An 11005-nucleotide genomic window follows, 5' to 3' on the forward strand; every position below is an offset into this window, starting at 1 on the left:
CGGGCGAGGGCCCGCGACGGGGTGGAACGCTCCGGGGTCCGCCCGTTCGGCGCAGGGCGGAGCCCGGAGCGGGTCGGTGCGCCGCGGGTCAGGCGACGGAGCAGGCGGTGCCGTTCAGGGTGAAGCCGGACGGCTCGGCGAAGGAGCCGCTGTAGGTGCCCTGGAAGCCGAAGGACTGGGTGCCGCCGGCCGCGATCCGCGCGTTGTGCGCGACGGGGCTCGCCGTGACGGCGCCGCCGGTCCCGGAGAGGGTCGCGTTCCAGGTGCTCGACACCCGCTGCCCGGACGGCAGTGTGAAGCCGAGCTTCCAGCCGTCGACCGCGGCCGAGCCGGTGTTCTTCACGGTCACGTCGGCGGTGAAGCCGCCCTGCCAGACGTTGGCGTCGTAGGCCACCTGGCAGGCGGTCGCGGGCTGGCCGGGGCCGCCCGGGCCCTGGCCGCCGGTGTCGACGGTGGACGAGAAGGAGTTCACGGCGAGCCCGGCACCGTTCTGCCACGGCTCGAAACCGGCCTGGACGCTGGTCAGGTACCAGTTGCTCTGCGCCAGGCCCCGGGCCACGGTCTGGTCGACGAAGTCCATGACGTCGAAGCTCCAGCTGGAGATCGCCGAGGGTGCGACGAAGGAGATCACGTCGTTGGACCCGTTGCTGCCGGTCCACACCTCCCAGCTGCGCCCGCCGACGGAGGCGGTGCCGACCTGGGAGCCGATCGGCTGGATCGGCCCGACCCGGTTGAACCAGATCATGATCTCGGTGCGGTTGACGCCGTCGGTGCGGGGCGTCGGGTCCAGCCAGATGTCGTACGAGGCGTTGTACACGGCGCCCGAGACGTAGCCGTACGAGATGCTGCTGGGCGCGCTGGAGATGGTGCTGATCTGCGCCGGCAGGTTGGTGCCCGGCGAACAGTTCGTGTAGTGGCAGCCGTTGAAGACCGACGGGTAGGACTTCGGCGCCCCGTTGGTGGGTACCGAGCCGTCGGCCTGGGTGACCCGGAAGCCGGTGTCGGTCGCGGTGACGCACTGCGGAGCACTGGTGCCCCAGCGGTTGTTCTGGACGACGTAGCGGCCCTGGATCACGGTCGAGCCGAACTGCTCGCAGACGACCGTGTCCGCCCGGGCGGGCGCGGTGGCGGCGAGGAGCGCCGCGACGGTGGCGAGCGTGGTGAGCAGCGCGCCGAACAGGGCGCGGACGGTGCGGAGGCGGTGCGGTGACGATCGCATGCGGGGGCCTCTCTCCGTGGGAACCGGATGACGGAGGTGCTGCGGCTTCGGAGTTCGGGAGCGCTCCCACCTCCCCACTGATGGGAGCGCTCCCACCTCACCGGTTTCGGTCGCGACTGTAGGAGCCACTCCATGTCCCTGACAACCCGTTAGACGGGAATCCATCGAATGAATTTCGAAGCCGCAGGTCAGTGCGGTGCGTCGGCCGTACCGATCAACGGGTGCGCCACATGCGGGAGTTGGGAGCGCTCCCGGACGGCTTCACGCCGACTCCCGCACCACCAGCTGCGTCCGCAGGATCACATGGCGCCACGCCACCTCCGGCTGGTCCATCTCCTCCAGCAGCAGCCGCACCATGGTCCGGCCGATCTGCTCCAGCGGCTGGCGGACGGTGGTCAGCGGCGGGTCGGTGTGCCGGGCGAGCTCGAAGTCGTCGAAGCCGACGACCGCCACGTCGTCGGGGACCCGGCGCCCCGCCGCGCGCAGCACGGCCAGGGCGCCGGAGGCCATGGTGTCGGAGGCGGCGAGGACCGCGTCCACGTCCGGGTGGCGCTCCAGGAGTTCGGCCATCGCCCGGCGCCCGCTCGCCTCGGTGAAGTCGCCCTCGACGGTCCAGGAGCCGGGCGCGGGCAACCCCGCCTGCTCCAGGGCCTGCTGGTAGCCGCGCAGCCGGCACCGGGCGACGTACATGTCCAGCGGCCCGGTGATGGCCGCGATCTTCCGCCGGCCGCCCGCCAGCAGGTGGGTCACCGCCTCGCGGGCACCGCCGACGTTGTCCGCGTCGACGTAGGTGATCTGCTCGTCACCGGAGCGGCGGCCCAGCAGCACGGTGGGCAGGCCCGCGTCGGCGAGCATGTCGGGCAGCCGGTCCTCGGCGCGCACCGACATCAGCAGCACGCCGTCGACCCGGCCGCCGCGCGCGTACTCGACGAACCGCTGCCGCTCGGCGTCCGTGCGGACCAGCGTGAGCAGCAGCTGCACCGAGGTCTCGGCGAGCGCGTCGCCGACGGCGGTGACCGTCTCCGAGAAGAACGGCTCGCCGAACAGCCGCCAGTCGCGCTCCGTCATCACCAGCGCCACGGCGTCGGCCCGCCGCCCCGCCAGCGACCGCGCCGCCAGGTTGGGCACGTAGCCGAGTTCGGCGATGGCCCGCTGCACCGCGAGGCGGGTGGACTCGCGCACGCCCGCCTCGTTGTTGATGACGCGGGAGACCGTGCCCCGCCCGACGCCGGCGAGCGCGGCCACCTGCTCCAGCGTGGGCGTCGTACCGGGCCGCCGCTTGACCATGTGTCACCCCCAAGGGCGCCGATCTTACGGGCCGGGGCTCCCGTCCGGCCGAACGCCCCCGTGGTCGTTCAGACGGTGTAGCGCTCGCGCAGTTCCACCTTGCGCACCTTTCCGGACACCGTCATCGGGAAGGAGTCCAGGACCTGCAGCCGGCTGGGGACCTTGTAGTGCGCGAGCCGCCCCGCGCAGAAGGCGCGCAGTTCCTCCAGGGTCGGCGGGTCGTCCGGGTCGCGGGCGATGACGCAGGCCAGCACCTCCTCGCCCCAGTGCTCGTGCGGCACGCCCACGACCTGGACGTCCCGGATCTTGGGGTGGGCGTAGAGGAACTCCTCGATCTCGCGCGGGTAGATGTTCTCCCCGCCCCGGATGATCATGTCCTTGATGCGCCCGACGATCTCGACGTAGCCGTCCTCGCGCATGACGGCGAGGTCGCCGGTGTGCATCCAGCGGCCGGCGTCGATCGCCTCGGCGGTCTTCTCCGGCTCGTCCCAGTAGCCGAGCATCACGCTGTAGCCGCGCGTGCACAACTCGCCCGCCACGCCCCGGGGTTGCGTCACGCCGGTCGCCGGGTCGACGACCTTGACCTCCAGGTGCGGCAGGACGCGGCCGACCGTGCCGGTGCGGTGCTCCAGGTCGTCGTCCCGCCGGGTCTGCAGGGAGACCGGGGAGGTCTCGGTCATGCCGTAGCAGATGGCGACCTCCGCCATGTGCATCTCGGCCACGACCCGCTTCATCACCTCCACCGGGCAGGGCGAGCCCGCCATGATGCCGGTGCGCAGGCAGGACAGGTCGTAGGAGGCGAAGCCGGGCAGGTTCAGCTCCGCGATGAACATGGTCGGGACGCCGTAGAGGGAGGTGCAGCGCTCCTGCTGGACCGCCTCCAGGGTCGCCGCGGGGTCGAAGGACGGGGCCGGGATGACGATGCAGGCGCCGTGCGAGGTGGCGGCGAGGTTGCCCATGACCATGCCGAAGCAGTGGTAGAAGGGCACCGGGACGCAGATCCGGTCCTGCTCGGAGTAGGCGATCAACTCCCCCACGAAGTAGCCGTTGTTGAGGATGTTGTGGTGGGAGAGCGTGGCGCCCTTGGGGAAGCCGGTGGTGCCGGAGGTGTACTGGATGTTGATGGGGTCGTCGCAGGACAGCTCCGGGTAGGCCGGATCGGGGGTCGCCCGGGCGAGCAGCGCCTGCCAGCCCGGATCGCCGAAGTACACGACCTCGCGCAGCCGGGGGCAGCGGCCCCGCACCTGTTCGACCATGGCCCGGTAGTCGCTCGTCTTGTGGCTCTGCGAGGCGAACAGCACGGACACCCCGGCCTGCTGCAGGACGTACTCGACCTCGTGGGTGCGGTAGGCCGGGTTGATGTTCACCATGATCGCGCCGATGCGGACGGTGGCGTACTGGACCAGCACCCACTCGGGGCAGTTGACCGCCCAGATGCCCACCCGGTCGCCCTTGGCGACACCGGAGGCCAGCAGGGCCGACGCGAGACGGTCGACGTCCGCGCCGAAGCGCGCGTAGGTCCAGCGCCGCCCGGAGGGCACGTCCACCAGGGCCTCGCGGTCCGGCCACGCGGCCACGGCCCGGTCCAGGTTCGCCCCGATCGTGTCGCCGAGCAGCGGTGTCGTGCCGGTGCCGTGGCTGTAGGAGTTCACCGGAAGTCCTCCTCGCGGTACTCGGCGTCCGAGCCGGCCGCCGTCGCCTCGCGCAGGGCGATCCGGCGGATCTTGCCGGAGACGGTCTTGGGCAGATCGGCGAACTCCAGGCGGCGGATGCGCTTGTAGGGGGCGAGGGCCTCGCGGGAGTGCTCGAAGAGGACCTTCGCCGTGTCGGGCCCGGGCTCCCAGCCCTCCGCCAGGACGACGTACGCCTTCGGCACCGACAGCCGCACCTCGTCCGGGGCGGGCACCACAGCCGCCTCGGCCACCGCCTCGTGCTCCAGCAGCGCGCTCTCCAGCTCGAAGGGGCTGATCTTGTAGTCGGACGACTTGAAGACGTCGTCGCTGCGGCCGATGTAGGTCAGGTACCCGTCCGCGTCCCGGGCGGCGATGTCGCCCGTGCGGTAGTACCCGCCGGCCATGGCCTCCGCCGTGCGGTCCGCGTCGCCGTGGTAGCCGGTCATCAGGCCGACCGGACGGTGCGACAGGTCGAGGGCGATCTCCCCCTCGGTGGCGCCGGGCGCGCCCGAGACGGGGTCGAGCAGCTCGACGCGGTAGCCGGGGCTGGGCCGGCCCATCGAGCCGGTCTTGAGCGGCTGGCCGGGGCTGTTGGCGACCTGGACGGCCGTCTCGGTCTGGCCGAAGCCGTCCCGGATGGTGACGCCCCAGACGCGGCGGACCTGCTCGATGACCTCCGGGTTGAGCGGTTCCCCGGCGGCGACGACCTCGCGGGGCGGGGTGCGCAGCTGCGTCAGGTCGGCCTGGATGAGCATGCGCCACACGGTCGGCGGGGCGCAGAAGGTGGTGACGCCCGCCCGGTCCATCTCGGCCATGAGCCGGGCGGCGTCGAAGCGCGTGTAGTTGTGCAGGAAGACGGTCGCCTCGGCGTTCCAGGGGGCGAAGAGGTTGGACCAGGCGTGCTTGGCCCAGCCCGGGGAGGAGATGTTCAGGTGCACGTCGCCCGGCTTCAGGCCGATCCAGTACATGGTCGCCAGGTGGCCGATCGGGTACGAGGTGTGGGTGTGCTCGACCAGCTTGGGCCGGGCGGTGGTGCCCGAGGTGAAGTAGAGCATCAGCGGGTCGTCGGACCGGGTCGGGCCGTCGGGCGTGAAGTCGGCGGAGGCGCCGTGGGCGTCGTCCAGCGGCAGCCAGCCGTCCGGTACGGATCCGGCGGCCCCGGCGGCGATGCGCGTGTAGTCGCCGGGGACCTCGGCGAACTTGCCGGCGTCCTCGGGACGGGCGATGACGTGCCGGACCCGGCCGCGCGCCACCCGGTCGCGCAGGTCCGCCGGGCCGAGCAGCGGGGTGGCCGGGATGACCACCGCGCGCAGCTTCATCGCCGCGAGGGCGGTGATCCACAGTTCGGCCTGGTTGCCGAGCATGACCAGGATCCGGTCCTCGGCGCGCACGCCCCGGGCCCGCAGCCAGGTGGCGAACCGGGCGGAGCGCACGGACATCTCCCCGAAGGACAGCCGGGTCTCGCGGCCGTCCTCCTCGACGATGTGCAGGGCCGTGCGGGCGTTGCCGTCGGCGATCTCGTCGAACCAGTCGAGGGCCCAGTTGAAGTACTCGGGACGGGGCCAGCGGAAACCCCCGTAGGCGGTGGCGTAGTCCTCGCGGTGCTCCAGCAGGAAGTCCCGCGCGCTGCGGAACGCCTCCGTCGCCGATGTCATGCGTCCTCCTCGGTGCCGGACCATTGCCGGGCGGCTCTGAGCCATCGTGTAATCCGTGATGCGGGTCTCACTACCCCCGAACGGGGGGTGCGCCCGCACAGGCGCCGTAGTGAAGGGGCGAACAGGTGACGGCAGACGCGTCCGACGCGGTCGAGGTACGGGACGCCCTGCTGCGGCTGCGCCGCGCCACCGGTCTTCCGGTGGCCTTCGGCGGTCTGCTGGAGGCCGGGCGGCAGATGCGCATCAGCGAACTGAGCGGCACGGCGACGCACGCGCTGCGGTCGCTGGTGGTGACGTCCGGGACCGGCCTGGGCGGCAAGGCGGTGGCGCTGTCGCGGCCGTGCGTGGTGACGGACTACTCCGTCTCGCGGCAGATCAGCCACGAGTACGACGCCCCGGTGGCGGTGGAGGGGCTGCGCTCGGTGCTGGCCGTGCCGGTGGTGGTGCGGCACCGGGTGCGCGGGGTGCTGTACGGGGCGCTGCGCACGGCTCAGCCGCTGGGCGGGCGGATGCTGGACGCGGCCGTGGAGGCGGCGCGGGACGTGGAGCGGGCGCTGGTCGTGCGGGACGAGGCGCGCACGCTCGCCGCCGGCGGCGGTCCGGGCGCGGGCTGGGAGCAGGTGCGGGAGGCGCACGCGGCGCTGCGGGCGCTGGCCCCGCGGATCGCGGACCCCGGGCTGCGGGCCGAGCTGCTCGGCGCGTGCGCGCTGCTGGCGGCCGGCCCCGGCGGGGCCGGTCCCGGTGCGTCCGCCGCCGCGCCGCGGGTCCGGCTCGCGCCCCGGGAGGTGGACGTGCTGGCGTGTGTGGCCGACGGGGCCACCAACGCGGTCGCCGCGGAGCGGCTGGGGGTGACGGCCGAAACCGTCAAGGGGTATCTCCGGTCGGCCATGCGCAAGCTGCGGGCCCGGACCCGGGGCGAGGCCGTGGTCGCCGCCCGCCGGGCCGGGTGGTTGCCGTAGGTTTGTACACGTTTGTGACGGCCGGTCCGTTCGACCCGCCGACGCGGTTCCGAGGGGGCGCCCGGGGCCGTGTTCCACCGCATTCGGGAGCGGGGTGAATTTCGTCCGTCGAGCCGGGTTGTTATTTCCCTCACCACAGCGTCCGTCCGAAATTCAAAGAGCTGTTGCCTAATATTGGCCAGGACACGACACAGGGAGGACAGAGGTGACCGTTCGACGGGACTTCCAGGAGCCTCCCAGGAACCGCCCCGACCTGGTCATCGGCCGGGAGGAGCTGTTCGCCTCGGCCCGTGACCAGCTCGGCCGGGGCGGCAGTGTGCTGCTGCACGGACCGGCCGGAATAGGAAAGTCGACGATCCTGCGGGCGCTGGCCGCGGATTACGGCGGCCCGGACCGCACGGTCCTGCGCTGCTCGGCCACGGAGTCCGAATCCCATCTGCCCTTCCTGGCCCTGGCCGATCTGTTCGGTCTGGTCCTCGACGAGGTCTCCGGCCACCTGCCCGCCGCGCAGCGCACGGCCCTGGAGTCGGCGCTCACCGGCCGCGGCGAGTCCACCCTGCAGCGCGACGGGCTGGCGCTGCGCCTCGCCGTGCTGTCGGCGCTGCGCGCCCTGGCCCTCAAGGGCCCGGTGCTGGTCGTCGCCGACGATCTGCAGTGGCTGGACGCGGCCAGCGCGGAACTGCTCGGCTTCGCCGCCCGCCGGCTCGGCGACACGCCCGTGCAGATGCTGTCCGCGGTGCGGACCGAGGGCGAGGAGTACGACCGCCATCTACGCGCGTCCCCGCCCGACACCCTCGCCGTGCGGCTGGGCCCGCTCACCCGGACGCAGGTCTCCGCGCTGCTGGACCACCGCGGCTACACCCCGCTGTCCCGCTCCACGATCCGCGACATCCACCGCACCAGCGGCGGCAATCCCCTCTTCGCGCTGGAACTGGGCCGCGCCCTCGCCGAGAGCCCGGCCCGGCCCCGGCCGGGCGAGCCGCTGCCGGTGCCCACCTCGCTGCGGGCGCTGGTGCTGAGCCGGCTGGAGATGCTGTCGGACGAGGCGCGCCGCACCCTCCTGGTGGCCAGCGCGGGCGCCCGGCCCACCCTGGCCCTGCTGCACGCGGCCGGGCGGGAGCACGCCGAGGCCGAGACCGCCCAGGCGGCGGCCCTGGGGCTGCTGGCCACGGACCCGGAGGCCCCGGCCCTGCGGTTCGCGCACCCGCTGATCTCGGCCGCGCTGTACGCGGAGGCCCCCGCGCAGGAGCGCAGGGCCGTGCACGCGGCGCTGTCCACGGCGGCCTCCGACCCGATCGAGCGCGCCCGGCACCTGGCCCTGGCCACCACCGGCACCGACCCGGAGGTGGCGGCCCGGCTGGCCGAGGCCGGTGCGCTGGCCCGGGACCGCGGGGCCCCGTCGGTGGCCGCCTCGCTCGGGCTGCTGGCGGCCCGCCACACCCCGGCGGACAGCGTCCCGGGGCCGGACGAGCGGCGGCTGCAGGCCGCGGAGGACGCGATCACGGCCGGGGAGGCCGATCTCGCGAGGGACATCGCCCGCGACGTGCTGACACGCGCCACCGTGCCGGCGGAGCGGGTGCGGGCCTGGATGGTGGTCATCGAGGCGGCCGGGCAGGCGCTCGGCGAGGTCGACGCCGTCTTCCCGCAGGTGCTGGCCGACGCCGGCGACGACCCGCGGCTGCTCGCCCTGGTCCGCTACCAGCTCGCCTGGCGCGCCCTGGTCGTGGAGGGCGACTTCGCCGAGGCCCGGCAGGAGGCCGCGCACGCGGCCGAGCTGGCCGCCCGCGGCGAGGACCGGCGCACGGAGCTGATGGCGCTGTCCTTCCAGGCCTCCACCGAGACCCTGATGGGCCACCCGGACGCGCCCGCGACGGTCAAACGGGCCCTGAAGGAGCCGCAGGACCCGTACGTGGCCTGCCACCACAACGGCGCCGGCTCGGCCCGCTTCCGCTGGCTGATCATGAGCGACCAGCTGCCCGAGGCGCGCGCCACCATCACGGCGCTGCTGCGCGAGGTGCGGCGGCGCGGCATGGTCGAGAGCGAGGTGCACTTCCTGCGCTTCCTCGCCGACACCGAGCTGCGCTCCGGGCACTGCGGCCGGGCCCTGGACCTCGCCCGCGAGAGTCTGCGCCTGGCGCGGGACTCGGGGATCGGCGAGGGCGCCTCCGCGATGCTGACCTCGCTCGCGGAGGCCTCCGCCGGGGACGTCGACCGGGCGCTCGCGCTCGCCCGCGAGGCGGCCGACCACGCCGAGGTCGACGGCGACCAGATGTACCTCTCCCGCGCTCTGGCGGCCCTGGGCTACGCCCAGTTGGTGGCCGGGGACCCCGCGGGCACGGTCCGTTCGCTGCGCCGGGTGCGGGAACTGGAGCTGGGCCTGGGCATCAACGACCCGGCGCGCGGCCGCTGGCACGGCGACCTCGCCGAGGCCCTGGTCCGCATCGGCGAACCGGGCGAGGCGCAGGACGTCATCGACACGGCCCGGGTGCACGCGCTGCGGCTGGGCCGGGAGAGCGTGCTGGCGGTGCTGGACCGGGCCGAGGCGCTGGTCCGGGCGGCGCGCGGCGAGCACGAGGCGGCCGTGGTCCGGCTGACGTCGGTGCAGGACCGGCTGGGGCGGCTCGGCTACGGCCTGGAGGAGGCGCGCGCCGCGTTCGTGCTGGCCCGGCTGCGCGACCGGGCCGCCGGCCACCCGCGCCCGGGCAGCGCCGCCCAGCCCGGACCGGCGTCGTACGACGAGGCCGCCCGGCTGTTCCGGCGCTGCCGGGCGATGCCCTGGCTGCGGCAGGTCGACGCGGCCGTCAGCGCCGGGCCCGCGGCGGTGGAACCGGCCTCCGTCACCCCGTCCGTGGCACTCGACGCGCTGGAGGGGCTCGCCTCGATGGAGCGTCAGGTCGCCTCGCTCGTGATGGAGGGGGCGACCAACCGGGAGATCGCCGGCCGTCTGTTCATCAGCGTCAAGACCGTCGAGGCGACCCTCACCCGGGTCTACCGCAAGCTGGGCATCCGCTCGCGGGTGGACATCGTCCGGCTGGCCGCGGGCCGCCGCAGCACCTGACCCGACCTGGGTTTACGGCGCCGCACCGAGGGTTTTCCCTGCCCAACTCCCTTAGGGGGTTCCCTCATTGGGGGCCCTCGGCGCCGAGCCCTAGCTTGGGGGCGTGCCGCTCGCCGGGCACACGGAGATCCGAACAACGGCGTCAGGGTCTCCGTGCTCCACCCCACCCGCGCGACCCCCCACCGGCAACTCCCCTCAAGGAGACCCATGTTCGGGCTCAACGCTGCCAGGAAGGCCGCCGCCGCCGTCGCGGCGACCGCTGCCGCCGCCACCACCGCGCTGCTCGCCGCCCCCACGGCCGTGGCCGCGCCCCAGCCGATCGTCGGCGGCACCACGACCACGACGACCGCCTACCCGTTCGTCATGCAGATCACGGACGCCTCGCAGAACCAGTTCTGCGGCGGCACGCTGGTCTCGCCCACGAAGGTGGTCACCGCCGCGCACTGCATGGTCGGCGAGACCACCAGCAGCGTCCGGGTGGTCGGCGGCCGGACCTACCGCAACGGCACCAACGGCACGGTCAGCAGAGTCAGCAGGATATGGATCCACCCGAGCTACACCGACGCCACCAACGGCGACGACGTGGCCGTGCTGACGCTGTCGACGTCGATGCCGTACACCCCGGCCAAGTACGTCTCCTCCGCCCAGACCTCGGTGTACGCGGCCGGCACCACCGCGCGCATCCTCGGCTGGGGCACCACCTCCTCCGGCGGCAGCTCCTCCAACCAGCTGCGCACCGCGACCGTACCGACCGTGTCCGACTCCGCGTGCGGCGGCTCCTACGGCTCCGACTTCGTGCAGAGCGACATGGTGTGCGCCGGGTACACCTCCGGCGGCGTGGACACCTGCCAGGGCGACAGCGGCGGCCCCCTGCTCATCGGGGGCGTCCTGGCAGGCATCACTTCCTGGGGCGAGGGCTGCGCCCAGGCCGGCTACCCGGGTGTCTACACCCGGCTGACCACCTTCTCGAATCTGGTCACGACGCAGGTCAACTCGTGACCGGCTGACTCCCGGGCAACCCCCGGGTGAAAGACCAGGGGGCGGGGGGGGGGGGGCCCCCCCGCCCCCCCCCCCCCCCCCCCCCCCGGGGGCCCCCCGCGGGGGGGGGGCCGGGGTGGGGGGGCCGGGCCCGGGGGGGGGGGGCCAGCCTCACC

7 protein-coding genes are annotated in these 11005 nt (G+C 73.8%); 3 read left to right on the forward strand and 4 right to left on the reverse strand.

The features are described 5' to 3' along the window. Positions 1-88: 88 nt before the first annotated feature. The 4 genes from ACIGAN_RS01565 to ACIGAN_RS01580 all read right to left on the reverse strand — a co-directional run bounded on the left by ACIGAN_RS01565 (position 89) and on the right by ACIGAN_RS01580 (position 5834). Positions 89-1219 carry a GH12 family glycosyl hydrolase domain-containing protein gene (locus ACIGAN_RS01565; RefSeq protein WP_399854405.1) on the reverse strand — a complete coding sequence of 377 codons (1131 nt, stop codon included), beginning with the start codon at positions 1217-1219 and terminating at the stop codon, positions 89-91. 261 nt (positions 1220-1480) lie between these two features. Continuing rightward, entirely contained in the window at positions 1481-2506 is a 1026-nt protein-coding gene (locus tag ACIGAN_RS01570; protein WP_365088049.1) for a LacI family DNA-binding transcriptional regulator, read from the reverse strand. 68 nt (positions 2507-2574) lie between these two features. After that, entirely contained in the window at positions 2575-4158 is a 1584-nt protein-coding gene (locus tag ACIGAN_RS01575; RefSeq protein WP_399854406.1) for an AMP-binding protein, read from the reverse strand. Further along, the gene (locus tag ACIGAN_RS01580) at positions 4155-5834 is read right to left on the reverse strand and encodes an AMP-binding protein (protein WP_365739745.1); all 1680 of its coding nucleotides are present in this window, start codon (positions 5832-5834) and stop codon (positions 4155-4157) included. Before ACIGAN_RS01580 ends, ACIGAN_RS01575 begins: the two co-directional genes overlap by 4 nt. A gap of 125 nt (positions 5835-5959) precedes the next feature. On the opposite strand from ACIGAN_RS01580, the gene ACIGAN_RS01585 reads away from it, so the two are divergent. The 3 genes from ACIGAN_RS01585 (at position 5960) to ACIGAN_RS01595 (ending at position 10850) form a co-directional block, all read left to right on the forward strand. Beyond that, the gene (locus ACIGAN_RS01585) at positions 5960-6793 is read left to right on the forward strand and encodes a helix-turn-helix transcriptional regulator (protein ID WP_365088052.1); all 834 of its coding nucleotides are present in this window, start codon (positions 5960-5962) and stop codon (positions 6791-6793) included. Positions 6794-6998: 205 nt separating this feature from the next. Then, positions 6999-9851, forward strand: a complete 2853-nt coding sequence (locus ACIGAN_RS01590; protein WP_399854407.1) for a helix-turn-helix transcriptional regulator — start codon at positions 6999-7001, stop codon at positions 9849-9851. Positions 9852-10058: 207 nt separating this feature from the next. Next, positions 10059-10850 (forward strand): S1 family peptidase, encoded by a 792-nt coding sequence (locus tag ACIGAN_RS01595; RefSeq protein WP_399854408.1) that lies wholly within the window; start codon positions 10059-10061, stop codon positions 10848-10850. The last annotated feature ends 155 nt before the right edge of the window (positions 10851-11005 follow it).

The organism is Streptomyces sp. NPDC085931, assembly GCF_044540565.1.
Classification (GTDB): Bacteria; Actinomycetota; Actinomycetes; order Streptomycetales; family Streptomycetaceae; genus Streptomyces.

Bases quoted from the DNA above. Each gene is read 5' to 3' on its own strand.
- ACIGAN_RS01580 (WP_365739745.1), bottom strand. From the start codon at position 5,834: ATGACATCGGCGACGGAGGCGTTCCGCAGCGCGCGGGACTTCCTGCTG.
- ACIGAN_RS01570 (WP_365088049.1), bottom strand. From the start codon at position 2,506: ATGGTCAAGCGGCGGCCCGGTACGACGCCCACGCTGGAGCAGGTGGCC.
- ACIGAN_RS01595 (WP_399854408.1), top strand. From the start codon at position 10,059: ATGTTCGGGCTCAACGCTGCCAGGAAGGCCGCCGCCGCCGTCGCGGCG.
- ACIGAN_RS01565 (WP_399854405.1), bottom strand. From the start codon at position 1,219: ATGCGATCGTCACCGCACCGCCTCCGCACCGTCCGCGCCCTGTTCGGC.